Source organism: Ramlibacter sp. JJN2-2R (assembly GCF_057747835.1).
Genome location: NZ_CM173226.1, coordinates 3,267,708 through 3,291,500, shown reverse-complemented (window position 1 = coordinate 3,291,500; position 23,793 = coordinate 3,267,708). Strand labels below are relative to the sequence as shown.

22 protein-coding genes are annotated in these 23,793 nt (G+C 71.0%); 11 read left to right on the top strand and 11 right to left on the bottom strand.

Annotation, left to right across the window (positions count from 1 at the left end; all coding sequences use genetic code 11):
- Position 1 precedes the first annotated feature (1 nt).
- Positions 2-775 carry a hypothetical protein gene (locus AC3ANR_RS15945; protein WP_488289088.1) on the top strand — a complete coding sequence of 258 codons (774 nt, stop codon included), beginning with the start codon at positions 2-4 and terminating at the stop codon, positions 773-775.
- A 31-nt stretch (positions 776-806) separates the two neighbouring features.
- Entirely contained in the window at positions 807-3,392 is a 2,586-nt protein-coding gene (gene acnB, locus AC3ANR_RS15940) for a bifunctional aconitate hydratase 2/2-methylisocitrate dehydratase (RefSeq protein WP_488289087.1), read from the top strand.
- 67 nt (positions 3,393-3,459) lie between these two features.
- Here the strand turns inward: acnB and AC3ANR_RS15935 are convergent, their stop codons facing one another.
- A complete protein-coding gene (locus tag AC3ANR_RS15935) occupies positions 3,460-3,957 on the bottom strand; it encodes a pyridoxamine 5'-phosphate oxidase family protein (protein ID WP_488289086.1) in 498 nt (165 codons plus the stop codon).
- Positions 3,958-4,202: 245 nt separating this feature from the next.
- Here AC3ANR_RS15935 and AC3ANR_RS15930 point away from each other — a divergent pair, with 245 nt between their 5' ends.
- Complete coding sequence (locus AC3ANR_RS15930; protein WP_488289085.1) at positions 4,203-4,688, top strand: hypothetical protein; 486 nt, start codon at positions 4,203-4,205, stop codon at positions 4,686-4,688.
- Here the strand turns inward: AC3ANR_RS15930 and AC3ANR_RS15925 are convergent.
- On the bottom strand, positions 4,678-5,505 hold the full coding sequence (locus AC3ANR_RS15925; RefSeq protein ID WP_488289084.1) for a helix-turn-helix domain-containing protein: 828 nt from the start codon (positions 5,503-5,505) through the stop codon (positions 4,678-4,680). The genes AC3ANR_RS15930 and AC3ANR_RS15925 overlap by 11 nt on opposite strands.
- A 212-nt stretch (positions 5,506-5,717) precedes the next feature.
- Between AC3ANR_RS15925 and serC the strand changes: the two genes are divergently transcribed.
- Together serC and AC3ANR_RS15915 are read left to right on the top strand one after the other, a co-directional pair.
- Positions 5,718-6,800, top strand: a complete 1,083-nt coding sequence (gene serC / locus AC3ANR_RS15920; protein ID WP_488289083.1) for a 3-phosphoserine/phosphohydroxythreonine transaminase — start codon at positions 5,718-5,720, stop codon at positions 6,798-6,800.
- Between the two features lie 87 nt (positions 6,801-6,887).
- On the top strand, positions 6,888-9,776 hold the full coding sequence (locus AC3ANR_RS15915; protein WP_488289082.1) for an aconitate hydratase: 2,889 nt from the start codon (positions 6,888-6,890) through the stop codon (positions 9,774-9,776).
- A gap of 7 nt (positions 9,777-9,783) precedes the next feature.
- Here the strand turns inward: AC3ANR_RS15915 and AC3ANR_RS15910 are convergent, their stop codons facing one another.
- Positions 9,784-10,725 (bottom strand): LysR family transcriptional regulator, encoded by a 942-nt coding sequence (locus tag AC3ANR_RS15910; protein ID WP_488289081.1) that lies wholly within the window; start codon positions 10,723-10,725, stop codon positions 9,784-9,786.
- 195 nt (positions 10,726-10,920) lie between these two features.
- Here AC3ANR_RS15910 and AC3ANR_RS15905 point away from each other — a divergent pair, with 195 nt between their 5' ends.
- Both AC3ANR_RS15905 and AC3ANR_RS15900 read left to right on the top strand, forming a co-directional pair.
- A complete protein-coding gene (locus AC3ANR_RS15905) occupies positions 10,921-11,898 on the top strand; it encodes a hypothetical protein (RefSeq protein ID WP_488289080.1) in 978 nt (325 codons plus the stop codon).
- A 43-nt stretch (positions 11,899-11,941) separates the two neighbouring features.
- Entirely contained in the window at positions 11,942-13,111 is a 1,170-nt protein-coding gene (locus AC3ANR_RS15900) for an FAD-dependent monooxygenase (RefSeq protein WP_488289079.1), read from the top strand.
- Position 13,112: 1 nt separating this feature from the next.
- Here AC3ANR_RS15900 and kynA read toward each other — a convergent pair whose 3' ends face one another.
- From kynA to AC3ANR_RS15880, 4 genes are all read right to left on the bottom strand, one after another.
- Positions 13,113-13,961, bottom strand: coding sequence for a tryptophan 2,3-dioxygenase (kynA, locus tag AC3ANR_RS15895; protein WP_488289078.1), 849 nt, complete (start codon positions 13,959-13,961; stop codon positions 13,113-13,115).
- A 1-nt stretch (position 13,962) separates the two neighbouring features.
- Positions 13,963-15,234 (bottom strand): kynureninase, encoded by a 1,272-nt coding sequence (gene kynU, locus AC3ANR_RS15890; protein WP_488289077.1) that lies wholly within the window; start codon positions 15,232-15,234, stop codon positions 13,963-13,965.
- On the bottom strand, positions 15,231-15,857 hold the full coding sequence (gene kynB, locus AC3ANR_RS15885; protein WP_488289076.1) for an arylformamidase: 627 nt from the start codon (positions 15,855-15,857) through the stop codon (positions 15,231-15,233). Before kynB ends, kynU begins: the two co-directional genes overlap by 4 nt.
- 72 nt (positions 15,858-15,929) lie before the next feature.
- Positions 15,930-16,250 (bottom strand): YkgJ family cysteine cluster protein, encoded by a 321-nt coding sequence (locus AC3ANR_RS15880; RefSeq protein ID WP_488289075.1) that lies wholly within the window; start codon positions 16,248-16,250, stop codon positions 15,930-15,932.
- A gap of 77 nt (positions 16,251-16,327) precedes the next feature.
- Between AC3ANR_RS15880 and AC3ANR_RS15875 the strand changes: the two genes are divergently transcribed.
- Positions 16,328-16,705, top strand: a complete 378-nt coding sequence (locus AC3ANR_RS15875; RefSeq protein ID WP_488289074.1) for a hypothetical protein — start codon at positions 16,328-16,330, stop codon at positions 16,703-16,705.
- A 9-nt stretch (positions 16,706-16,714) separates the two neighbouring features.
- On the opposite strand, the gene argF is transcribed toward AC3ANR_RS15875, so the two are convergent.
- Positions 16,715-17,635: an ornithine carbamoyltransferase gene (gene argF / locus AC3ANR_RS15870; protein ID WP_488289073.1), complete on the bottom strand. Its 921-nt coding sequence runs from the start codon at positions 17,633-17,635 to the stop codon at positions 16,715-16,717.
- A gap of 2 nt (positions 17,636-17,637) precedes the next feature.
- Entirely contained in the window at positions 17,638-18,831 is a 1,194-nt protein-coding gene (locus AC3ANR_RS15865; RefSeq protein WP_488289072.1) for an acetylornithine/succinylornithine family transaminase, read from the bottom strand.
- Between the two features lie 259 nt (positions 18,832-19,090).
- Between AC3ANR_RS15865 and AC3ANR_RS15860 the strand changes: the two genes are divergently transcribed.
- Complete coding sequence (locus AC3ANR_RS15860; RefSeq protein WP_488289071.1) at positions 19,091-19,411, top strand: DUF3579 domain-containing protein; 321 nt, start codon at positions 19,091-19,093, stop codon at positions 19,409-19,411.
- Positions 19,412-19,669: 258 nt separating this feature from the next.
- On the opposite strand, the gene rpsT is transcribed toward AC3ANR_RS15860, so the two are convergent.
- Complete coding sequence (rpsT, locus tag AC3ANR_RS15855; RefSeq protein WP_488289070.1) at positions 19,670-19,978, bottom strand: 30S ribosomal protein S20; 309 nt, start codon at positions 19,976-19,978, stop codon at positions 19,670-19,672.
- A 140-nt stretch (positions 19,979-20,118) separates the two neighbouring features.
- Here rpsT and murJ point away from each other — a divergent pair, with 140 nt between their 5' ends.
- Positions 20,119-21,687: a murein biosynthesis integral membrane protein MurJ gene (gene murJ, locus AC3ANR_RS15850; RefSeq protein WP_488289069.1), complete on the top strand. Its 1,569-nt coding sequence runs from the start codon at positions 20,119-20,121 to the stop codon at positions 21,685-21,687.
- 58 nt (positions 21,688-21,745) lie between these two features.
- On the top strand, positions 21,746-22,600 hold the full coding sequence (locus AC3ANR_RS15845) for a SirB1 family protein (RefSeq protein WP_488289068.1): 855 nt from the start codon (positions 21,746-21,748) through the stop codon (positions 22,598-22,600).
- A 3-nt stretch (positions 22,601-22,603) separates the two neighbouring features.
- On the opposite strand, the gene AC3ANR_RS15840 is transcribed toward AC3ANR_RS15845, so the two are convergent.
- Positions 22,604-23,791: an MFS transporter gene (locus tag AC3ANR_RS15840; RefSeq protein ID WP_488289067.1), complete on the bottom strand. Its 1,188-nt coding sequence runs from the start codon at positions 23,789-23,791 to the stop codon at positions 22,604-22,606.
- Positions 23,792-23,793 lie beyond the last annotated feature (2 nt).

Sequence of the window (23,793 nt, the reverse complement as noted above, 5' to 3'; positions counted from 1 at the left end):
CATGCAAGCCCGCCTTTCCGCCGCCGCGCACGCGGCCCTGCTGGCCTTCGCGCCTGCCGCCTTCGCGCAGGACGCCAAGCCGGCGCCACACAAGCCCGCCGCCGCGGCCAAGCCCGCCGCGAAGAAGGGCGTCAACCCCAAGCTCGCCCGCTCGGCCCAGAAGGCCGTCGAGGAGGTCACGCCGATCGACGACGACCCGAGCCTGAACCTGACCGACGCCGAGCTCGAGGTCGCCAAGCAGGTCTATGTCGGCGACATGCCGTGCGAGCTCGGCGCCACCGTGAAGGTCAAGCCCGGGCGCCGCGCGGGCGTGTTCCTGGTGTCGACCAAGGGCTACCGCTTCCTGATGCACCCGGTGGAAAGCCGCACGGGCGCCATCCGGCTCGAGGACCCGCGCCGCGGCGCGATGTGGCTGCAGCTGGGCAACAAGTCGATGCTCATGAGCCAGAAGCTCGGCCAGCGCCTGGCCGACGAGTGCCAGAGCCCGCAGCAGATCACCTTCGCCGAGGAGCTGAAGAAGAACCCGCGCCCCAGCATCCTGGAGCCGATGCCCGGCATGCACCACGGGATGCAGGGCGGCATGCAAGGCGGCATGCCGTGCTGCGGTCCGCAGCAGCCCGCCGGCGCGGCGGCGCTGCCCCCGGCGTCCGCCCCCGCGGTGCCGGCCAGTGCCGCGGCCGCGGCCAGCGCGCCCGCCGGCCCGGCCGGCGCCGCGTCCGATCCGCAACCGGCGGTGCCGGCCGCTGCCGCATCGGCGTCCAAGCCCAACTCCTGATCCTTCCAAGACCAAGCCCGGAGAGAACCCCATGTTGCAAGAGTACGTGAAGCATGTCGCCGAGCGCGCCGCGCTCGGCATCCCGCCGCTGCCGCTGACCGCGCAGCAGACGGCCGCCCTGGTCGAGCTGCTGAAGACGCCGTCCACCAGCGAAGCCGACTTCCTGCTGGACCTGATCACCCACCGCGTGCCGGCCGGCGTCGACGACGCCGCCAAGGTCAAGGCGAGCTACCTGGCCGCCGTGGCCCACGGCACCGAGAAGTGCATGATCATCAGCCGCGCCAAGGCGACCGAGCTGCTGGGCACCATGCTGGGCGGCTACAACATCAGCCCGCTGATCGACCTGCTGGACGATGCCGAAGTCGGCGCGGTCGCGGCCGACGCGCTGAAGAAGACGCTGCTGATGTTCGACCAGTTCCACGACGTCAAGGAAAAGGCCGACAAGGGCAACGCCAACGCCAAGGCCGTGCTGCAAAGCTGGGCCGACGCCGAGTGGTTCACCAGCCGCCCGGAAGTGCCGCAGAGCATGACGCTCACGGTCTTCAAGGTGACCGGCGAGACCAACACCGACGACCTGTCTCCGGCCCCCGATGCGTGGAGCCGCCCCGACATCCCGCTGCATGCGCTGGCCATGCTGAAGAACCCGCGTCCGGGCATCGTGCCGGACGAGGAGGGCAAGCGCGGCCCGATGAAGCTGCTGCAGGAGCTGCAGGCCAGGGGCCACCTGATCGCCTACGTCGGCGACGTGGTGGGCACGGGCTCGTCGCGCAAGTCGGCCACCAACAGCGTGCTGTGGTGGACCGGCGAGGACATCCCGTTCGTGCCGAACAAGAAGTTCGGCGGCGTCTGCCTGGGCGGCAAGATCGCCCCGATCTTCTACAACACGATGGAAGACGCCGGCGCGCTGCCGATCGAGCTGGACGTCTCCAAGATGGAGATGGGCGACACCATCGAGCTGCGCCCGTACGAAGGCACCGCGTTCAAGAACGGCCAGGTGATCGCCAGCTTCCAGGTCAAGAGCGAAGTGCTGTTCGACGAGGTGCGCGCCGGCGGCCGCATCCCGCTGATCGTGGGCCGGGGCCTGACGGCCAAGGCGCGCGAGGCGCTGGGCCTGCCGCCCTCGACGCTCTTCCGCCTGCCGCAGTCGCCCAAGGACAGCGGCAAGGGCTTCACGCTGGCGCAGAAGATGGTCGGCCGCGCCTGCGGCCTGCCGGAAGGCCAGGGCGTGCGCCCCGGCACCTACTGCGAGCCGAGGATGACCTCGGTGGGCTCGCAGGACACCACCGGCCCGATGACCCGCGACGAGCTGAAGGACCTGGCCTGCCTGGGCTTCTCGGCCGACCTGGTGATGCAGTCGTTCTGCCACACGGCCGCCTACCCCAAGCCGGTGGACGTGAAGATGCACCACGAGCTGCCCGACTTCATCTCCACCCGCGGCGGCGTCTCGCTGCGCCCGGGCGACGGCGTCATCCACTCGTGGCTCAACCGCCTGCTGCTGCCCGACACCGTGGGCACCGGCGGCGACTCGCACACGCGCTTTCCGATCGGCATCAGCTTCCCGGCCGGCTCCGGCCTGGTGGCCTTCGCGGCCGCCACCGGCGTGATGCCGCTGGACATGCCCGAGAGCGTGCTGGTGCGCTTCAAGGGCCAGATGCAGCCCGGCGTCACGCTGCGTGACCTGGTCAACGCGATCCCGCTGTACGCCATCAAGCAGGGCCTGCTGACGGTGGCCAAGGCCGGCAAGAAGAACATCTTCTCCGGCCGCATCCTGGAGATCGAGGGCCTGCCCGACCTGAAGGTGGAACAGGCATTCGAGCTGTCGGATGCCTCGGCCGAGCGTTCCGCCGCCGCCTGCACGGTGCACCTGAACAAGGAACCGATCATCGAGTACGTCAACAGCAACATCACGCTGATGCGCTGGATGATCGCCAACGGCTACGCCGACGGCCGCACGCTGGCCCGCCGCATCGCCGCGCAGGAAGCCTGGCTGAAGAACCCGCAGCTGCTCGAGCGCGATGCCGACGCCGAGTACGCGGCGGTGATCGAGATCGACCTGGCCGACATCCACGAGCCGATCGTGGCCTGCCCGAACGACCCGGACGACGTGAAGACGCTGTCCGACGTGGCCGGCGCCAAGATCGACGAGGTGTTCATCGGCTCGTGCATGACCAACATCGGCCACTTCCGCGCGGCGTCCAAGCTGCTGGAAGGCAAGCGCGACATCCCGGTCAAGCTGTGGGTGGCCCCGCCGACCAAGATGGACCAGAAGCAGCTGACCGAGGAAGGCCACTACGGCGTGCTCGGTACCGCCGGCGCCCGCATGGAGATGCCCGGCTGCTCGCTGTGCATGGGCAACCAGGCGCAGGTGCGCGAAGGCGCGACGGTGATGTCCACCAGCACCCGCAACTTCCCCAACCGCCTGGGCAAGAACACCAACGTGTACCTGGGCTCGGCCGAACTGGCCGCCATCTGCTCGCGCCTCGGGAAGATCCCGACCAGGGAGGAGTACATGGCCGACATCGGCGTGATCAACGCCAACGGCGACAAGATCTACCAGTACATGAACTTCGACCAGATCGAGGACTTCCGCAAGGTCGCCGACACGGTGCCGGCGTAACGCCCGCGGCAGCGAACGAAGGAAAAGGCCCCTCGGGGCCTTTTCCTTTTGTCGCGGGGCAGCGCCGTCAGAGCGCGACTTCCTTGTGCTCGCCCATGGTCGGGCGCTCGCCGCTCACCGCCGCCGCGGCCATCTTGAACAGCTGCGTGGGCTTGCTCTCCTTGACGTCCCAGTACTCGGCGTGCTCGATCTGCACCTCGACCAGCTCCAGGTCCGGATCGGTCGGGCCGCCGGGGAACCATGCCTTGGCCATCGGGTTGAACAGGCGCTTCTTGGCGTCCGGGTCCTCGCTGATGCGCGCCGTGCCGGAGATCGAGACGTAGCGGTCCTTGTGCGGATCGGCGTACGACAGGTTCACGTTGCCGTCGGCGCGCAGGCGCTGGCCGACCTCGGTGCTGCGGCTGACGAAGAAGTACAGCACGTCCTTCTCGCCGAGCTCCTTGTTCTGCGTCGTGAGCGGGTGGGCGTGCAGCCCCCCCTCGGGGTGGCGGTGCGTCAGCATCGCGAAGCGGATGTCCTTGATCATCTCCCAGAGGTGCTGGTGCGGCGTCTTTTCCTTGCTCATGGGGGTCCTTTGCTTATGGGTTGGATCGATCCGGCTCATCGTGGGGGCCTTCGGTGCGCGCCGCCGTCGGAAGGGTCCGCCGCGGCCTGTGCGGGCCCACTGACACCCGGCGCGCTGCAGACCTCACGCCGCCGTGGCGCACGGGCCACAGGATCCAGGCCGATCAGGGATGTCCCTCTGGAGCGGCGCCGGCCCCGCGCGCGATCATGGGTCAGCAGTCCTGGGGGACAGAGGGGACGACGCACATGAAACTGGTCAAGACCGAAGTCGGGCAGCGCGTCCTCAAGGACCGCTCCGTGCCCCTCACGCCACGCCAGCGCGCGGCGTTCATCCTGTTCGACGGCCGCCACAGCGTGGACGAGGTCCTCGCCGCCACCGGCGCGGTGGGCGTCGCCCGCGAGGACATCGACCACCTGATGCAGGTCGGCCTGCTCGAGCCGGCGGCGGGGGCCGCGCCAGCGCCCGGCGACGCACGCCCCGAGACGCCGGCAACGGCGCCCGCCGCTGCCGAGTCCGCCCCGGCGTCCGAACGCACGCCGCAGGAGCGTTTCCAGCAGGCCTACCCGATCGCCACCCGGCTCACCGCGAGCCTGGGGCTGCGCGGGTTCCGCCTGAACCTGGCGGTGGAGCAGGCGATGAACTGCGAGCAGCTGCGCGAGCTCGCCCCGCGCATCAAGGAAGCCGTCGGGCCGCAGGCGTTCGCCGAGCTCGACCGCGCCCTCAATCGCTAGCCGCCGCCAGCGCCCGCAGCGCGGCCGAGGTCGCCTCGTCGGCGGGGAAGAAGGTCTCCAGCGTCAGTTCCTGCACGGTCACGTCGACGGCCGTGCCGAACACCGTCGTGGTGCTGATGAAGCTGAGCACGTCGCCGGCGGCGGTGCGGATCTGCAGCGGCAGCGCCACGCCGACATGCTCGCCGGGCAGGCGCGCCTGCCCCTCCTCGATCGGCGCGGGGTACTGGCGCAGTTCCTCCAGCAGCGACACCAGCACCCCGTCGCCCGTCGCGTGGATCTGCTGGCGCAGCCGCTCGAACAGGTGCTCGCGCCACTGCGCCAGGTTGACGATGCGGCCGGCCACGCCGCGCGGATGCAGGCTCAGCCGCAGCACGTTCACCGGCGGCTGCAGCAGCGACGGATCGGCCGTCGCCACCAGGTGCGGCAGCATGCGGTTGGCGGCCAGCAGGTTCCAGTGCCGGTCGACGGCCAGCGCGGGCCACGGCTCGTGCGCGTGCAGGATGCGTTGCACCGCGTCACGCGCCGTCGCCAGGGCCGGGTCGTCCAGCGGCCGCTCGCGGTACATCGGCGCGTAGCCCGCCGCCACCAGCATCGCGTTGCGCTCGCGCAGCGGCACGTCCAGCCGCTCGGCCAGTCGCAGCACCATCTCGCGGCTGGGCAGCGACCGGCCGGTTTCCACATAGCTCAGGTGCCGGGTGGAGATGTCGGCCTCGTGCGCCAGGCCCTGCTGGCTCAGGCGCCGCTGCTGGCGCCACTGGCGCAGGTGGGCGCCGAACGGCTGCGGGGCGGCACGCAGGTGGGAAGTGGCGGAAGTCATGCGCGCATGCTAGGGCTTGGCGGCGGGAGATTCCATGACCTCCCGCGTCATGGCCCTGGCGCACGGGTTCCGCCCGCACCGAGCCCGCCGGTGCGGCGCAAGGGGGCGCGGGCCGGCGCCGAGCGCACCGGCCCCCGTCACGCGCGGCGGGCGCGGGCCGCTCTTCTTGTATGCTGTCCGGCTCCCCGAGATCGCAGCGAAACGAGCTTCCCATGACCCGCGTGTTCAATTTCAGTGCCGGCCCGGCCGTCCTTCCCGAAGCCGTGCTGCGGCGCGCCGCCGACGAGATGCTGGACTGGCACGGCAGCGGCATGTCGGTGATGGAGATGAGCCACCGCGGCAAGGAATTCGTCGCCATCCATGCCGAAACCGAGGGCCTGCTGCGCGAGCTGATGGGCATCCCGTCCAACTACAAGGTGCTGTTCATGCAGGGCGGGGCGATCGGCGAGAACGCGATCGTGCCGATGAACCTGATCGGGCGCACCGGCCGCGCCGACTACGTCAACACCGGGGAATGGTCCAAGCGCTCGATCAAGGAGGCGGCCACCTACGGGCAGGTCCACGTCGCGGCCTCGGGCGAGGCCAGCGGGTTCACCGCCATCCCGAAGCAGTCGGGCTGGAAGCTCGACCCCGGCGCGGCGTACGTGCACATCTGCGCGAACGAAACCATCGGCGGCGTGGAATACCACTGGACGCCCGACACCGGCAGCGTGCCGCTGGTGGCCGACATGTCCTCCAACATCCTGTCGCGCCGCATCGACGTCTCGCGCTACGGGCTCATCTATGCCGGCGCGCAGAAGAACATGGGGCCGTCCGGCGTGACGGTGGTGATCGTGCGCGAGGACCTGCTCGGCCACGCGCTGCCGATCACGCCGTCGGCGTTCAACTACCGGCTGCAGGCCGAGCACGACTCGATGTACAACACGCCGCCCACCTACGCGATCTACATCGCCGGGCTGGTGCTGCAGCACATCAAGGCCCATGGCGGGATCGAGGCCATGGAGGCGCACAACCGGGCCAAGGCGGCGCTGCTGTACGACTACCTCGACGGCAGCAAGTTCTTCCGCAACCCGGTCGCGCGCGAGGATCGTTCGCTCATGAACGTGCCGTTCAAGCTGCGCGACGAGTCGCTGGATGCGGCGTTCCTGCAGGGCGCCCAGGCCCGGGGCATGGTGCAGCTCAAGGGCCACCGCATCGTGGGCGGCATGCGCGCCTCGATCTACAACGCCATGCCCATCGAAGGGGTGCAGGCCCTGGTCGCGTACATGCGCGAGTTCGAACGCGAGCACGGCTAGGCGCGGCGCGGGGGCGGCCAGCCCCAGCAGCACATTGGTCATGCAGGGGCGGCACAATGTTTGTCGCTGACGACTGCAGGAGGACCGATGACGCACGCCTTTGACCGCACCCGCAAGACCTTCCAGTTCGGCTCCGGCCGCACCGGCAGCCTCTACTCGCTGCCCGCGCTTGCCGAGGAGTTCCCCCACATCCGGCGCCTGCCGGTCTCCATGCGCATCGTGCTGGAGTCCGTGCTGCGCAACTGCGACGGGCTGAAGGTGACGCCGGAGCACGTGCGGCAGGTGGCCAACTGGCAGGCCCGCGCCGAACGCACGGAGGAGATCCCGTTCGTGGTCGCGCGGGTGGTGCTGCAGGATTTCACGGGCGTGCCGCTGCTGGCCGACCTGGCCGCGATGCGCAGCGCCGCCGCGCGGCTGGGACGCCGTCCCGGCGCGATCGAGCCGCTGGTGCCGGTGGACCTGGTGGTGGACCACTCGGTGATGGTCGACTACTACGGCACCAAGGACGCGCTCGACCTGAACATGAAGCTGGAGTTCCAGCGCAATCGCGAGCGCTACGAGTTCATGAAGTGGGGCATGCAGGCCTTCCGGACGTTCGGCGTGGTGCCGCCCGGCTTCGGCATCGTGCACCAGGTCAACCTGGAGTACCTGGCGCGCGGCGTGCACCGCGGCGCCGACGACGTCTACTACCCCGACACGCTGGTGGGCACGGACAGCCACACGACCATGATCAACGGCATCGGCGTGGTGGGCTGGGGCGTCGGCGGCATCGAGGCCGAGGCCGCCATGCTCGGCCAGCCGGTGTACATGCTCACGCCCGACGTGGTCGGTTTCGAGTTCACCGGCCGGCTGCGCGAAGGCTGCACGGCGACCGACCTGGTGCTCACCGTCACCGAGCTGCTGCGCAGGCACAAGGTGGTGGGCAAGTTCGTCGAGTTCTTCGGCGAGGGCACGCGCACGCTGTCCGTGCCCGACCGCGCGACCATCGCCAACATGGCGCCCGAGTACGGCGCCACCATGGGCTTCTTCCCGGTCGACGAGAAGACCATCGACTACTTCCGCGGCACGGGGCGCAGCAGCGACGAGATCGACGCGCTGGAGGGCTACTTCCGCGCCCAGGGCCTGTTCGGCATTCCGCTGGCCGGCGAGCTGGACTACTCGCAGGTGGTGCGCCTGGACCTGGGCGAGGTGACGCCCAGCCTGTCGGGTCCCAAGCGCCCGCAGGACCGCATCGAGATCGGCAAGGTGGCCGAGCAGTTCCGCACCCTGTTCGCCAAGTCCGCGAGCGAGAACGGCTTCAACAAGCAGGCCGAGACGCTGCAGACGCGTCACCTGCTGCACCGCGGCGGCGAGACCCCGACTCCCAAGGTGCCGGCCAATCCGCCGGTGCGTGCGGCGGCGCAGGAATCCGAAACGGAGATGGAGTCCAACAAGCAGACGCTGGCGTCGGCGCAGTTCGAGGCACCGGCCGCGCCGGCCGCCCCGCAGCACGTGACGATCGGCAACGGCGACGTGCTGATCGCCGCCATCACCAGCTGCACCAACACCTCCAACCCCGGCGTGCTGCTCGCGGCGGGCCTGCTGGCCAAGAAGGCGGTGGCGGCCGGCCTGCGCGTGCAGCCGCACATCAAGACATCGCTGGCGCCGGGCTCGCGCATCGTCACCGAGTACCTGAAGAAGGCCGGGCTGCTGACGTCGCTGGAGCAGCTCGGGTTCTCGCTGGCCGGCTACGGCTGCACCACCTGCATCGGCAACTCCGGCGACCTGGCGCCGGAGATCAACGAGGCCATCAGCAAGAGCGACCTGGTGTGCGCCGCCGTGCTCTCGGGCAACCGCAACTTCGAGGCCCGCATCCACCCGAACATCAAGGCCAACTTCCTGGCCAGCCCGCCGCTGGTGGTGGCCTATGCCATTGCCGGCACCGTGCTGCGGGACCTGATGACCGAGCCGGTGGGCAAGGGCTGGGGCGGCAAGGACGTCTGGCTGGGCGACATCTGGCCGACGAGCGACGAGATCCACAAGCTGATGAAGTACGCCATGGACGGCAAGGCGTACCGGGACAACTACGCCAAGGTCAAGAGCGAGCCGGGCGAGCTGTGGAAGGCCATCCATGGCGTCGCGGGCGAGACCTACGCCTGGCCGGCCAGCACGTACATCGCCGAGCCGCCGCTGTTCAAGGGGTTCGATCCGCAGCCGCCGGCCAATGACCCGAGGCAGGACGTCTCGGTGCGCAACGCACGGATCATGGCGCTGTTCGGCGACTCGATCACCACCGACCACATCTCGCCCGCCGGCTCGATCAAGGAAAGCTCGCCGGCCGGCCAGTGGCTGCTCGCGCACGGCGTGATGAAGCCGGACTTCAACAGCTACGGCGCGCGCCGCGGCAACCACGACGTGATGATGCGCGGCACCTTCGCCAACGTGCGCATCAAGAACCTGATGCTGCCGGCGCTGGCGGACGGCTCGCGCGAGGAGGGCGGCCTCACGCTGCACCGCGATGCGCAGGGCCGGGCCGAGAAGATGTTCATCTTCGACGCGGCGATGAAGTACATGGCCGAGGGCCGGCCGACGGTGATCTTCGCCGGCGAGGAGTACGGCACCGGCTCCTCGCGCGACTGGGCCGCCAAGGGCACGCAGCTGCTGGGCATCAAGGCCGTGGTGGCGCGCAGCTTCGAGCGCATCCACCGCAGCAACCTGGTGGGCATGGGCGTGCTGCCACTGCAGCTGCAGGGCATCGACACCTGGCAGTCGCTGGGCCTGGACGGATCGGAGCTGGTGGACGTGGTGCCGGACCCGCAGTTGCGTCCGCAAAGCGATGCCAAGGTGGTGATCGTGCGCACCGACGGCAGCCGCCAGGAGATCACCGTCACGCTGCGCATCGACACCGCGATCGAGGTGCAGTACTACCGGCACGGCGGCATCCTGCCGTTCGTGCTGCGCCAGCTGCTCGCCGAGCCGCAGTCAGCGGCCGCCTGAGGCGCATTCAGCCGGCGAGGGCCTTGCCGGCTGCCGCCTTGCCGCCCGCGCGCGAGCGTGCCAGCTGCGCCAGGAACTGCATGGCGAAGGCGGCGACGGGCGAAGGCGTGCGGCCCGCCAGGGTCACGATCCCCAGCTGGGACATCTGCGGTGGCAGGTCCTTGGGCACGAGTTCGTGGATCACCTTGCGGCGCAGGTCCTCGGCGAGGACGTCGCCGTTGGCGATCAGCACGGTGTCGCTGTCCAGCGCGATGCGCCGCAGCAGGTGCATGTCGTCGCACTCGACGGCGATCGGCAGCTTCTGGTCGGGCTGCATGCCCATCAGCTCGAGCATGCGCGCGGTGGTCTCGCGCGGCATCCGCCCGGCGGCGATGCCGTACGGCATCAGGTCGGCGACCGCGAGGTGGCGCCGCGCGAGCAGGGGATGCCCGTGCCGCACGTACAGGCCGGCGGGCATCTGCCCGATGGGCTCGACGTGGAACGCGCCGTCGCGGGGCACGTCGATGGTGTTGGCGACGAAGAACTCGTGCTCCTCGCGGCGCACGTAGCCGATCAGGTGGTGCGCGTTGTTGACCTGCACGCACACGCCCACGTCCGGGTAGCGCCGGCGCAGGTCGGCGATCAGCGCGGGCACCAGCGACACCGCGGGGAACGGCCCCGAGCCGAACGTGAGGTCGCCGATCGCGCGCTCGCGGTACAGCGAGACGTCGCGCTCGAGGTTGCGCGTCTGCTGCAGCAGGCTGCGCGCGCGCTCCACGACGAAGGCGCCGGCGGGCGTCGGCTTGGCCTCCAGCGTGCCGCGGTCGAACAGCTTCAGGCCCAGTTCGGCCTCGGCGGCCTGGATGCTGCGGCTGAAGGCGGGCTGGCTCAGGTGAACGCGCTCGGCGGCGCGACGGAAGTTGCCTTCGTCGGCCAGGACCACGACGTGTTGGAGCCGGCGGATGTTCATGGGATGCACCCAGCGCATTGACTCTAGCAAAGCAATGCATTGGATTGAATTGTCGAGCCACTGAATAATCCGTTGGTGCCAGTTTTCACGCCCGCCGATGCGGGCGTTTTCGTGGAGTGAGCCGACCTTGAGCTTGGGAGCCTTCGAACCGCGAGTCCGCATCGCGGGCCGGGCCGCCTGCGGCCGGCAAGCGCCATGAGCCAGGGTCCGCTGCCCGGATCGCTCGCCCCGGCCCCGGCCGCCACGGTGACCCGGCTGATCCGCGCCAGCCGCGCGCGCGTGCAGGGCTCCGCGATGGAGCGGCTGTTCGCGGCCCGCCGCCGCGTGACCGGGGCCGGCGCCGTGCCGGGCCTGTGCGGGGCCGTGCTGCACGCGAGCGGCTGGTACGTGCTGTGGCAGGAAGGCCCGCAGGAGGCGATCGAGCAGGCGCTGCAGGCCTCGCTGCGCAAGCAGGACCACGGCTCGCCGCTCGTGGTCCACCGCAGCGTCGGTCCGCCGTCGCTGCGCGAGCCGATCGGGCTGAGCACCACCCAGTGGCTGGAAGGCCCGGACCAGTTCGAGCAGCGCATCGCGTCCGTCACCGCCGCCGCGGCCGGCATGCGTCCGGCGGAAGTCTGGCGCGCGCTCAGCGAGCCGTGCACGCTCGGCACGCCCGGGCACCTGCCGCCGCAGTCGTGCCGCGTCGGGCTGCTCGCTTCCGACGACCAGCGCTCGATGGAACTCGCGCGCCGCCTGGCCGAGCATTTCGGCCGGCCGCTGGTCTACCGCCGGTTCGCCGCCGCCGATCCGGCCAGCAACGATGTCGGCGCCGCCTACTTCGACCTGCCGGTGCAGGGGCGCGCGCTGCGCGTGCAGGCGGTCTCGCGGCGGGCGTTCGGCCATGCGCTGGTGCACGAATCGCTGCGGCTGCCGGACCGGCTGGCGCTGCTGCTGGGCGACCAGCACCGGCAGGCCATGGACCTGGCCGCCGGCGTGGCGGCCTTCCTGCAGCGCGGCAGCGCCGCGGCGGACATCGACCTGCTCGCGGACAGCGCGGCCGTCGGAAGCAGCGTGGGCGACTTCCTGCGCGCGCGGCTGCCCGGCGCAGTGATCCCGCGCAGTCCGCGCCTGACCGAGGCGCAACTGATGGCCCTGCTGCTGGGCATCCCGCCCGCACCGCCCGCGCTGGGTTAGACGGCCCGCGTCGCGCGGCGCGCACGCGGCACAATCCGCCGCGATGGAACACGAGATCGTGGTCGCCGGGGGCGGCATCGGCGGGCTGGCGGCGGCCGTCGGGGCATGCCGCGGGGGCTGCCGCGCGCAGGTGCTCGAGCAGGCGGCGCAATTCTCGGAAGTGGGCGCCGGCCTGCAGTTCGGCCCCAATGCCACCCGGCTGCTGCGGCGCTGGCCGGTCGCCTGGCGGGCCGTGCAGGCCACGGCGGCCGCGCCCTCGGCCCTGCGGGTGCGCGATGCCGCGACGGGCGCCGAGCGCGGCGTGCTGCGCCTGGGCGCCGACTTCGCGGCGCGCTATGACGGCCCCTACCTGACCCTGCACCGCGCCGACGCGCATGCGGCCGTGCTCGCGCAGGCGCAGGCCGATGGCGTCGCGCTGCGCACCGCCAGCCGCGTGGACGACGCGCGCCAGGACGCCCATGGCGTGTCGTTGCGGCTCGAGGGCGGGGCGCAGGTGCGCTGTTCGGCGCTGGTGGGGGCGGACGGCCTGTGGAGCCGCGTGCGCGAGACCCTGCTGGGCGATGGACCGCCCGCCTTCACCGGCCACCTGGCGTACCGCACCTTGCTGCGGCAGGCCGACCTGCCGGCCCACCTGCGATCGCAGGAGGTCTGCGTCTGGCTGGCGAGCCGCATGCACGCCGTCACGTACCCGGTGCGCGGGGGCGAGTGGCTCAATCTCGTCGTGCTGGCCGAAGGCCATGTCGACGGCGACCCGCGCAGCTGGGACCGGGCCGCCGTGGCCGAGGCGCTGCGGGGCGCCGTGGGCCCGCTTGCCGGCACGCTGCGCGAGCAGGTCGAGGCGGCGGTGCAGTGGCGCCTGTGGGCGCTGCACGCGCGCGCGCCGGTGCGCTCGCCCGACCAGATGGCGCGCGGGCGCATCGCGCTGCTCGGCGACGCCGCGCACCCGATGCTGCCCTACCTGGCCCAGGGCGCGGGCATGGCGATCGAGGATGCGTGGACGTTGCAGCAGGTGCTGCCCGCCAGCGGCCTGCCGGAGGCGCTGCACCGCTACGCGCATGGCCGCTGGCACCGCTGCGCGCGCGTGCAGTCGCGGGCGCTGCGCAACGCATGGATCTTCCACGCGGGCGGCTTCACGCGCTGGGGCCGCGACACCGCCATGCGCCTGCTGGGCGAGCCGCTGCTGGACCTGCCCTGGCTCTACCGCGGACCCTGAGTCAGAGGTCGGTGCGCAGCCGCCAGATCTCGGGGAACAGCACCACCTCGAGCATCTTGCGCAGGTACGGCACGCCGCCCGTGCCGCCGGTGCCGCGCTTGAAGCCGATGATCCGCTCGACCGTCGTCACGTGGCGGAAGCGCCAGAGGCGGAACGCGTCCTCCAGGTCGGTGAGTTCCTCGCCGAGCTGGTAGAGGTCCCAGTACCGGTCGGGGTCGCGGTACACGGTGAGCCAGGCCTGCTCCACCGCCGCGTCCTCCACGTACGGCTGGGTCCAGTCGCGCTGCGTGTGGCTCGCGGGAACGGGCAGCCCGCGGCGCGCGAGCAGCCGCAGCGACTCGTCGTAGAGCGACGGCGCCTCGTGTGCCGCCCGCACCTGCGCCAGCAGGTCGGGCCGGTGCTCGTGGGGCTTGAGCATGGCGGCGTTCTTGTTGCCCAGCGCGAACTCGATGCGGCGGTACTGCGCGCTCTGGAAGCCGCTGGAGCTGGCGAGGTAGGGCCGGATGGCGCTGTACTCGGGCGGTGTCATGGTGGCCAGCACGTCCCACGCGTGCACCAGCTGCTCCATGATGCGCGAGACGCGCGCCAGCATCTTGAACGCGCTGCCCAGCTGGTCGCGCGCGATGCAGGCGATCGCCGCCTGCAGCTCGTGCAGCATCAGCTTCATCCACAGCTCGCTGGTCTGGTGCTGGATGATGAACAGCATCTCGTTGTGGTCCGGCGAGAGCGGATGCTGCGCGTTCAGGATCTCGTCCAGGTGCAGGTAGTCGCCGTAGCTCATGGCCCGGCTGAAATCCAGCTGCGCGCCTTCGGCGCGGACGATGTCTTCGGGGCGGGTGGTGTGGTTCATGTCAGGTCACCGCGTTCTGGCGGCCGAATTCGGGCCGGCGCCATTCGCCGGAATCGAGCACCGCCCGCAGGTGGTCCACCGCGTTCCACACATCCTCGAAGCCGGTGTAGAGCGGCGTGAAGCCGAAGCGCAGGATGTCCGGCGCGCGGAAGTCGCCGATGACGCCGCGGGCGATCAGCGCCTGCACGATGGCGTAGGCGCCAGCGTGGGGACCTTGATACGACAGGCACACTTGCGAGCCGCGGCGCGCATGCTCGCGCGGCGTCACCAGCTCGAGCCCGGCGCCGGCGCAGCGCTCGTCCACCAGGTCGATGAACAGGTCGGTGAGCGCGAGCGACTTGGCGCGCAGCGCCGCCATGCCGCCCAGCGGCACGGCCGCCTCCAGCGTGTCGAGCCCGCAGTCGAGCGCCAGCATGCTCAGCACAGGCTGCGTGCCGCACAGGTAGCGCGCCACGCCGGGGGCGGGGCGGTATTCGGGGTCGAACTCGAACGGCGCCGCGTGGCCCCACCAGCCGGCCAGCGGCTGCCAGAAGCGGTCGGCGTGGCGCGGGTGCACCCAGGCGAAGGCGGGGCAGCCCGGGCCGCCATTGAGGTACTTGTAGCCGCAGCCGATCGCGAAGTCGGCCCCCGCGGCATGCAGGTCCACGGGAACGGCGCCGGCGCTGTGCGCCAGGTCCCAGACGGTGAGCGCGCCCGCGGCGTGCGCGAAGCGGGTGAGGGCGGCCATGTCGTGCATCGCGCCGGTGCGGTAGTTCACGTGGGTGAGCATCAGCACCGCGACGTCGCCCTCGCGCAGCGCCGCTTCGATCTCGTGCGCCTCGACCAGCCGCAGCGTGCAGCCGCGTTCGCGGCACAGCGCCTGCGCGATGTACAGGTCGGTGGGGAAGTTGCTGCGTTCGCTGAGGACGACGCGGTGCGAGGGCGCGTCCTGCGCCGCCATCGACAGGGCCGCGCTCAGCACCTTGTACAGGTTGACCGACGTCGTGTCGGTGGCGACCACCTCGCCGTCGCGCGCGCCGATCCAGCGCCCGATGCGGTTGCCCACGCGTTGCGGCAGCTCGAACCAGCCGGCGTCGTTCCACGACCGGATCAGGCCCTGGCCCCATTCGTGCTCGACCGCCTGCGCGACGCGCGCGGCCGTCGCGCGCGGCAGGGGGCCGAGCGAGTTGCCGTCCAGGTAGGTCACCCCGGCGGGCAGGACGAACAGGTCGCGCAGCGGGCGCAGCGGGTCGGCGGCGTCGCGCGCGCGGCAGTCTTGCAGCGTGATGGTCATAGGCTCCTCAGCACCGCGCGCACCGGCGACGCGTCGGCGGTCACCAGCTTCAGGGGCAGCGCGATCAGTTCGTAGTCGCCCTCGGGCACGTCGTCGAGCACCAGGTTCTCCAGCACCCGCAGCCCGCGGCGGCGGACCACCTGGTGGCTGTCCAGCGTCTTGCTGTCGGCCGGATCGATGCTGGCGGTGTCGATGCCCACCAGCTGCACCCCCAGGTCGGCCAGCCGCTCGATGGCCTGCGGCGCGAACGCCGCGAGCTCGCCGTCCCAGCGATCGGCCGGCGCGCGCTCGTAGGTGCGCACCAGCACGCGCGCGGGCAGGCTGCCCGCCGCATGCGCCAGATCGTCCCAGGTGACGAGCGGGCGCCTGCCGATCGCATGGATCACGCGGCACGGACCGAGATAGGGCTCCAGCGGCACGGCGCCGATCGCCTGCCCCGCGGAGTCGTAGTGCAGCGGCGCGTCGGCATGCGCGCCCACGTGCGGCGACAGCGTGAGGCTGCTGACGTTCACCGGGCAGCCGGGGGCGATCCGCGCGGCCCACTCCTGGCGGTAGGGCGTGTCACCCGGAAAGACAGGGGAGCCGGGCTGCACCGGCGGCGAGATGTCCCAGAGGCGTGGCATGCGCGGAGTGTGGACCGGCTCGCGGGGGCGTGGTGTCGGTTCCCTCCAACACCGACGCAGATTGTTGAAGCTTCAAGCAATCGCCGGCGGCGGCATGCCGTGGCGGGCGCGCGCCTTCTCGCAGGCCGGGCTGCCCGGCTCCAGTTCGCGGCAGGGGTTGGGGCGCCACTCGTAGATGCCGCAACTGGCGCGCTCGCCGATGCGGCCCTGCAGCGCGGCGCAGCGCGTGGGAACGTGGTCGGTGCCGCGCATGCGCCAGGTGGCGCCGGTGACTTCGACGGCCAGCCCCGAGGGCACGGTGCCGCCGTGCTCGTCGAGCTCGTGCGCGGAGAAATCGACGCGGAAGGCGGCGCAGCAGGCGCCGCAACTCAGGCAGGGGTGGGGCTCGGACATGGTGTCAACGGCGCCGGGGCGCCCGGCGTTGCGGAAAGGCTGTATGTCCATACAGCCATTCGACGAAAGGGTACGACATGGAACTGCAAACCGCGCGCGCCATTATCGACACGCTGGCCCAGGGCATTCACCCCGTCACCGGGGAAGCCATGCCCGAGGACAGTCCCTACAACGCTCCGCCCGTCATCCGGGCCCTGTTCGCCGTCTCGCAGGCGCTCGGGTCGGACGGCCCGCCCGCGCGCAAGCGGCCGCGCGGCGAGACGCCGGCCAACACCGGCAAGCCCTGGACGGCGCAGGACGACGAGGACCTGCGCGCCGGCTTCGACGCCGGCACGCCCACCCGCGACCTGGCGGCGGCGCTCGGGCGCACGCGCTGGGCGGTCGAGTCGCGCCTGGTCAAGCTGGGGGTGATGACGCTGGGCGGCGCGCCGGCCGCGCTGTCGCCCGCGCACTGAGCCCGGGGCTCAGCCGGCGACCTTGCCGAGCAGGAGGTACTCCATCAGGGCCTTCTGCGCGTGCATGCGGTTCTCGGCCTCGTCCCAGACCACCGACTGCGGCCCGTCGATCACCTCGGCGGCGACTTCCTCGCCGCGGTGGGCGGGCAGGCAGTGCATGAACAGCGCATCGGGCTTGGCCACGCGCATCATGTCCTCGTCGACGCACCAGTCGGCGAAGGCCTTGCGGCGCTCCTCGTTCTCGGCCTCGTAGCCCATGCTGGTCCACACGTCGGTGGTCACCAAGTCGGCGCCGCGGCAGGCGTCCATCGGGTCCTTGAACACCTTGTAGCTGTCGCGGCTGCGCACGCCGGCCACCGCCTGGTCCACCTCGTAGCCGCGCGGGGTGCTCACGTGGACGGTGAAGCCCAGCAGGTCGGCGGCCTGCAGCCAGGTGTTGGCCATGTTGTTGCCGTCGCCCACCCAGGCCACCACCTTGCCGGCGATGGAGCCGCGGTGCTCCTGGTAGGTGAAGATGTCCGCCAGGATCTGGCAGGGGTGGAACTCGTTGGTCAGCCCGTTGATCACCGGCACGCGCGAGTGCGTGGCGAAGCGCTCGATCTTGTCCTGCCCGAAGGTGCGGATCATCACCAGGTCCACCATGCGGCTGATCACACGCGCCGTGTCCTCGATCGGCTCGGCGCGGCCGAGCTGGCTGTCGCCGGTGGTCAGGTGCACGACGCTGCCGCCCAGCTGGTACATGCCGGCCTCGAAGCTCACGCGCGTGCGCGTGGACGCCTTCTCGAAGATCATCGCCAGCGTGCGGTCGGCCAGCGGGTGGTACTTCTCGTACGCCTTGAACTTGCGCTTGATCGCCGCCGCGCGCGCGAACAGCCAGGCGTACTCGTCGGCCGTGAGGTCGGTGAACTGCAGGTAATGCTGGATCGCCATGGTCACTCCGCGAGGAATCCTTTCACCAGCGGCGCGAGGATGGCCACCACCTCGTCGGCCTCGGCCTTGGTGAAGATCAGGGGCGGCAGCAGGCGCACCACGGAGTCGGCCGTCACGCTGATCAGCAGGCCGGCCTCGGCCGCGCGGTTGACCAGCACGCCGCAGGGCCGGTCCAGCTCGATGCCGAGCATCAGGCCCTGGCCGCGGATCTCCTTCACCTGCTGCAGCGCGCCCAGCTCGCGGGCCAGGGCCTCGCGCAGGTGCGTGCCGATCGCCGCCGCGTTCTCCAGCAGGCCGTCCTCCTCCATGATGCGGATGGTCTCGACGCCCGCCCGCATGGCGAGCGGGTTGCCGCCGAAGGTGGTGCCGTGGTTGCCCGGCTGGAAGATGTTGGCGGCACGCGGGCCGGCCACCACGGCGCCCACCGGCACGCCCGAGCCCAGCCCCTTGGCGATCGGCATCACGTCGGGTTTGATGCCCGCCCACTGGTGCGCGAACCACTTGCCGGTGCGGCCCATGCCGCACTGCACCTCGTCGATCATCAGCAGCCAGTCGCGCTCGTCGCACAGGGCGCGCACCTGCTTGAGGTACTCGGCGCGCATCGGGTTGATGCCGCCTTCGCCCTGGATGGTCTCGAAGAACACGGCCACCACGTCGCGGTTGTCCTCGGTCGCCGCGCGCAGCGCGCCGATGTCGTTCAGCGGCACCCGGATGAAGCCCTCGACCAGCGGCCCGAAGCCCTTTTGCACCTTCTCGTTGCCGGTGGCCGACAGGGTGGCGATGCTGCGGCCGTGGAAGGCCTTCTCGTAGACGACGATCTGCGGCCGCTCGATGCCCTTGTCGTGGCCGAACTTGCGCGCCAGCTTGATGGCGGCCTCGTTGGCCTCCAGGCCCGTGCTGCAGAAGAACACGTTCGTCAGTCCCGACAGCTCGACCAGCTTGGCCGCCAGCTTCTCCTGGTTCGGCACGTGGTAGTAGTTGCTGCTGTGGATCAGCTTGGCCACCTGGTCCTGCAGCGCCGGCACCAGCTTGGGGTGGTTGTGGCCGAGCGTGTTGACGGCGATGCCCGCCAGCGCGTCCAGGTACACCTTGCCGTTGACGTCCCACACGCGGGCACCCTGCCCGTGCGACAGGGCGATCGGCACGCGGCCGTAGGTGTTCATCGTGTGGGGCGAGGCGGCCTCGATCAGTGCCATGGCGTCGGTTCTCCTGGTCGTGCGGGCGGCAAGCCCGGCGGCAAAAAAAAATCGGCTCAACGCGTGAGCCGTTGAGGCCCGATTCTAGGCACGGCGCGCGCGCTCGTTGCTTGCCGTTTTCGCATCGCAGCGATGCGGCCGGGCAGGCCGCCGCCGGGCTTGGCAAACCGGGCGCGAAGTCTTATATAAGATAGAATTCTTGTGCGTCGCAGCAATGAGCGATCCTCGGCTGCGGCGCATCCCCCCTCCGCCAGCACCGATGGTCTCCAGCAGCGCCAAAGAAGTCTTCATCCAGGGCATCACCCGGGATGGCCGCACCTTCCGGCCGAGCGACTGGGCCGAACGGCTGGCCGGCGTCATGAGCAGTTTCCGTCCCGGCGGCGCCCGCCCCGGCAGCCACCTGAGCTATTCGCCGTGGTGCGTGCCGTGCCTGATCAGCGGCATCAAGACCGTCGTCGTCCACGCCGACCTGCGCGAGCACGAGCCCATGGCCTGGGACTTCGTCATGAGCTTCGCCCGCGACAACGACCTGCAGGTCATGGAGGCTTGCCTGTTGCCGGAGGAGCGGCCGGCGGCTTGAGGGGAGCGCGCGGGCAATTCGCGCCTGGGAATTCACCAGCAGCGGATTTCTAGCCAGTCGGGGACAGAGCGCGGGGCGCTGCGCGCGCGTCCGCCGTCTGTCCCGCGATGCATTCGGGTGCCAGCCAGGGTGCGCGGGACGCGCTTGCGCGTCGCGCAACGAAAAAACCGCCCGAAGGCGGTTTTTTCGCTTTTGCTGGCAGCGCACCCGGTTCAAACGGCGGGCTTCAGGCGAAGCCCGGGCGGGTGACCTGGGAGGTCAGGCGGCGGCTTGCGCCGTGGCCAGGGACTTGACCTTGGCCGAGAGGCGGCTCTTGTCGCGAGCGGCCTTGTTCTTGTGGAAGATGCCCTTGTCGGCGACGGCGTCGACGATGCCTTGGGCCTTGGCAAAGAGTTCGGTGGCCTTGGCCTTGTCACCGGCGGCGACGGCCTTCTCCACGTTCTTCACCGCGGTGCGGTACTTGGAGCGCAGGGACGTGTTCGCCGAGTTCAGCTTGACGTCCTGGCGGGCGCGCTTGCGGCCCGACGCGAGGCGCGGGTTCTTTTTCTTGGGTTTGGCTGATGCCATGAGAGTGATCCTTGGTGTCTGAGGATGATGCCAGCAAAGCCTTCCATTGTACCCGCAAGCCGGCTCCCCACGCCCGGGGCACCGCCGGGATTGCCGTCCGGGGCCGGGCCGCACGATAAACTCGGCGGCCGCGAGCCTTCATGAGCCTGATCAAAGCTGCCTCGACCGTCTCCCTGCTGACCCTGGCCTCCCGGATCACCGGGCTCGTGCGCGACCTGCTGATGGCCGCCTTCTTCGGCGCCACGGCGCTGACCGACGCCTTCTACGTCGCCTTCCGCATCCCGAACCTGTTCCGCCGCGTGTTCGGCGAAGGGGCGTTCAGCCAGGCGTTCGTGCCGGTGCTCGCCGCCACGCGCGAGAAGCACGGCGAAGCCGGCGCCAAGGCCATGGTCGACCACGTGAGCACGGTGCTGCTGTGGACCCTGGTGGTCCTGTGCGTGGCCGGCGTGGTGGGCGCGCCACTGCTGGTGTGGGCGCTCGCCAGCGGGCTGCGGCAGACCCCGAACGCCTACGACGCGGCCGTGGTGATGACGCGCCTGATGTTCCCCTACATCGGCTTCATGTCGATGGTGGCGCTGGCCGGCGGCGTGCTCAACACCTGGCGGCGCTTCGCAGTGCCGGCCTTCGCGCCGGTGCTGCTGAACGTGTCGCTCATCGCATCCATGCTCTGGCTGGTGCCGCTGTTCCGCGGCTGGGGCATCGAGCCGATCTATTCCCAGTGCGTCGGCGTCATGGTGGGCGGCGTGCTGCAGCTGGCCATCCAGGTGCCGGCGCTGCGGCGCATCGGCCAGTGGCCGCGCATCGGGGCGAGCCGCGCGGCGCTGCGGGCGGCCTGGGCCGACGAGGGCACGCGCCAGGTGCTGCGCCTGATGCTGCCGGCGCTGCTGGGCGTCAGCGTCGCCCAGATCTCGCTGCTGATCAACACGCAGATCGCCTCGTACCTGGCGCCCGGCAGCGTCAGCTGGCTCAATGCGGCCGACCGGCTGATGGAATTCCCCACCGCGCTGCTGGGCGTGGCGCTGGGCGTGGTGCTGATGCCGCAGCTGGCCGCCGCGCGCGCCGGCGGCGACGGGGATCGCTACTCGAAGATGCTGGATTGGGGGCTGCGGCTGGTGGTCCTGCTGGCCATCCCGTGCTCGGCCGCGCTGCTGGTGTTCGCCCAGCCCCTGGTGGCCACGCTGTTCCACTACGGCGCCTTCAAGGACAGCGACGTGGTGCAGGTCGGCCTGGCGCTGGGCGGCTACGGCACCGGGCTGCTCGGGCTGGTGGCGATCAAGGTGCTCGCGCCGGGTTACTACGCCAGCCACGACATGAAGACCCCGATGCGCATCGCCATCGTCGCGCTGGTGGCCACCCAGCTGCTCAACGTGGTGTTCGTCCCGAGGCTGCAGCATGCCGGGCTGGCGCTGTCGATCGGCCTGGGCGCCCTGCTCAACGCCGGCTGGCTGCTGTTCGGCTTGCACCGGCGCGGCAGCTGGAAGCCCGCGCCGGGCTGGCCGCGCTTCCTGCTGCAGGTGATCGCCGCCACCGCGCTGCTCACCGCCTTCCTGGCCTGGTCGGCCACGCAGTTCGACTGGCTGGCCCTGCGCGCGCAGGCGCCCATGCGGGCCGGCCTGCTCGCCGTGCTGCTCGTCGCCGCGGCCGGCATCTACTTCGGGGCGCTGGTCGTGGCCGGCGTGCGCCTGAGGCAATTTGTCACGCGCTGGTAGGACCCACAGGGGGGCCGCCTTGACGCCCCCGGGCGGCTCCATTACAACGGTTGGCCATATGGCCCTCCATTTCGACGTCCCGACTTCACTGGACTACTTCCGGTCCCTGGTGCAGGACGACGACCATTTCCCGCTGATGGAGGCGGCCGCCAGCATCGCGCAGGACGAATACCCGGACCTGGACGTGCAGCAGGTGCTGGGCGACGTGGACCAGCTGCTGGCGCGCCTGAAGCGGCGCCTGCCCGCCGATGCGCCGCCCCTGCAGCGGCTGCGCGCGCTCAACCAGTTCTTCTTCCGCGACCTCTCGTTCGGCGGCAACGTCAACGACTACTGCGACCCGGACAACAGCTACCTGAACGTCGTGCTGCGCACCCGGCGCGGCATCCAGATCTCGCTGGCCATCCTGTGGATCGAGCTCGCGCAGGGCCTGGGCCTGCATGCGCGCGGCGTCTGCTTTCCCGGCCACTTCATGGTCAAGGTCAACCTGCCCAAGGGCCAGGTGGTGATCGACCCCTTCACCGGCCAGTCGCTCTCGCGCGAGGAGCTGTCCGAGCGGCTCGAGCCGTACAAGCGGCGCAGCGGCCTGGTCGACGACTTCGAGGTGCCGCTGGGGCTGTACCTGCAGGCCGCGCCGCCGCGCGACATCATCGCGCGCATGCTGCGCAACCTGAAGGAGATCCACCGTGCGCAGGAGGACTGGCAGCGCCTCATCGCCGTGCAGGACCGCCTGCTGGTGCTGCTGCCCGACGCCTGGGCCGAGTACCGCGACCGCGGCCTCGCGCATGCCGAGCAGGGCCATTCCGCGCTGGCCGTGCTGGACCTGGAGACGTACCTGATCCACGCGCAGGACTCGCTGGACATCGACGCCATCGCCGACCGCGTGGCCGACCTGCGCCGCGCCCGCAACAACTGAGGGTCAGCGCGCCGGGGCCGGCCGCAGCAGCACGCCGGCCAGCGCGACCGCGCTGAACACCGCCCCCGCCACGAACGTCGTGCCGGCGCCATGCCGGTCCCACAGCCAGCCGGCGATGCCGCTGGCGGCCAGCAGCGCCACGCCGCTGGCCAGGTTGAACACGCCGAACGCCGTCCCGCGCAGCGCCGCCGGCGCGCTGTCGGCGACCATCGCCGCCAGCAGCCCCTGCGTCATCGCCATGTGCAGGCCCCACAGCACGATGCCGGCCCACAACAGCGGCCCCTGGCCCGCCATCGCGAGCAGCGCGTCGGCGGCGATCAGCAGCACCAGCCCGCCGGCCAGCAGGCGGGTGCGGTCCATCCGGTCCGCCAGCTTGCCAAACGGATACGCACCGAGCGCGTACACCACGTTCATCGCGATCAGCACGAGCGGCGCGTAGGCGAGCGGCAGGCCGCCCTGCTGCGCGCGCAGCACCAGGAAGGCTTCCGAGAAGCGCGCGAGCGTGAACACGGCGCCCACCGCCACCACCCACCAGTAGGCGGCCGTCAGCTGGCGCAGGTTGGCGCGCGAGATCGGGTTGACGCCGCGGTGCGCGGCGGTCGTGTCGGGCTCGCGCACGCCGACCACCAGCAGCAGGACGCACAGCGCGGCGGGAATCACCGCGACCCAGAACACGGCCCGGAAGTCGTCGGCCCACAGCAGCATCAGCGCAACGGCGAGCAGGGGGCCCAGGAACGCACCCACCGTGTCGAGCGACTGGCGCAGGCCGAAGGCGGCGCCGCGCATCGACGCCGGCGCGATGTCGGCGATCAGCGCATCGCGGGGCGCGCCCCGGATGCCCTTGCCGACGCGGTCGAGCAGGCGGGCGCCCAGCACCATGCCCGAGGTGGAGGCCAGGGCGAACAGCGGCTTGGAGACGGCGCCCAGGCCGTACCCGAGCACGGCGAGCGGCTTGCGCCGCCCCATCCAGTCGGACAGCGCGCCCGAGAACACCTTGGTGACGAGGGCGGTGGCCTCGGCGGCGCCTTCCACCAGGCCGACCAGCAGCATGCTGGCGCCCAGCGTGGTGACCATGAACACGGGCAGCAGGCTGTGGATCAGCTCCGAGGAGATGTCCATCAGCAGGCTGACGAAACCGAGTGCCCAGATGCTGGCGGGCAGGCGCGGCGAGGGCGGGGCCGGCGCCGGCATCG

Bases quoted from the DNA above. Each gene is read 5' to 3' on its own strand.
- AC3ANR_RS15865 (WP_488289072.1), bottom strand. From the start codon at position 18,831: ATGGCACTGATCGAGGCCGCCTCGCCCCACACGATGAACACCTACGGC.
- serC (WP_488289083.1), top strand. From the start codon at position 5,718: ATGACCCGCGTGTTCAATTTCAGTGCCGGCCCGGCCGTCCTTCCCGAA.
- murJ (WP_488289069.1), top strand. From the start codon at position 20,119: ATGAGCCTGATCAAAGCTGCCTCGACCGTCTCCCTGCTGACCCTGGCC.
- AC3ANR_RS15910 (WP_488289081.1), bottom strand. From the start codon at position 10,725: ATGAACATCCGCCGGCTCCAACACGTCGTGGTCCTGGCCGACGAAGGC.
- AC3ANR_RS15930 (WP_488289085.1), top strand. From the start codon at position 4,203: ATGAAACTGGTCAAGACCGAAGTCGGGCAGCGCGTCCTCAAGGACCGC.
- AC3ANR_RS15935 (WP_488289086.1), bottom strand. From the start codon at position 3,957: ATGAGCAAGGAAAAGACGCCGCACCAGCACCTCTGGGAGATGATCAAG.
- AC3ANR_RS15925 (WP_488289084.1), bottom strand. From the start codon at position 5,505: ATGACTTCCGCCACTTCCCACCTGCGTGCCGCCCCGCAGCCGTTCGGC.
- rpsT (WP_488289070.1), bottom strand. From the start codon at position 19,978: ATGGCATCAGCCAAACCCAAGAAAAAGAACCCGCGCCTCGCGTCGGGC.
- AC3ANR_RS15860 (WP_488289071.1), top strand. From the start codon at position 19,091: ATGGTCTCCAGCAGCGCCAAAGAAGTCTTCATCCAGGGCATCACCCGG.
- kynU (WP_488289077.1), bottom strand. From the start codon at position 15,234: ATGACCATCACGCTGCAAGACTGCCGCGCGCGCGACGCCGCCGACCCG.
- kynA (WP_488289078.1), bottom strand. From the start codon at position 13,961: ATGAACCACACCACCCGCCCCGAAGACATCGTCCGCGCCGAAGGCGCG.
- acnB (WP_488289087.1), top strand. From the start codon at position 807: ATGTTGCAAGAGTACGTGAAGCATGTCGCCGAGCGCGCCGCGCTCGGC.
- AC3ANR_RS15840 (WP_488289067.1), bottom strand. From the start codon at position 23,791: ATGCCGGCGCCGGCCCCGCCCTCGCCGCGCCTGCCCGCCAGCATCTGG.
- AC3ANR_RS15915 (WP_488289082.1), top strand. From the start codon at position 6,888: ATGACGCACGCCTTTGACCGCACCCGCAAGACCTTCCAGTTCGGCTCC.
- kynB (WP_488289076.1), bottom strand. From the start codon at position 15,857: ATGCCACGCCTCTGGGACATCTCGCCGCCGGTGCAGCCCGGCTCCCCT.
- AC3ANR_RS15845 (WP_488289068.1), top strand. From the start codon at position 21,746: ATGGCCCTCCATTTCGACGTCCCGACTTCACTGGACTACTTCCGGTCC.
- argF (WP_488289073.1), bottom strand. From the start codon at position 17,635: ATGGCGATCCAGCATTACCTGCAGTTCACCGACCTCACGGCCGACGAG.
- AC3ANR_RS15905 (WP_488289080.1), top strand. From the start codon at position 10,921: ATGAGCCAGGGTCCGCTGCCCGGATCGCTCGCCCCGGCCCCGGCCGCC.
- AC3ANR_RS15880 (WP_488289075.1), bottom strand. From the start codon at position 16,250: ATGTCCGAGCCCCACCCCTGCCTGAGTTGCGGCGCCTGCTGCGCCGCC.
- AC3ANR_RS15900 (WP_488289079.1), top strand. From the start codon at position 11,942: ATGGAACACGAGATCGTGGTCGCCGGGGGCGGCATCGGCGGGCTGGCG.
- AC3ANR_RS15945 (WP_488289088.1), top strand. From the start codon at position 2: ATGCAAGCCCGCCTTTCCGCCGCCGCGCACGCGGCCCTGCTGGCCTTC.
- AC3ANR_RS15875 (WP_488289074.1), top strand. From the start codon at position 16,328: ATGGAACTGCAAACCGCGCGCGCCATTATCGACACGCTGGCCCAGGGC.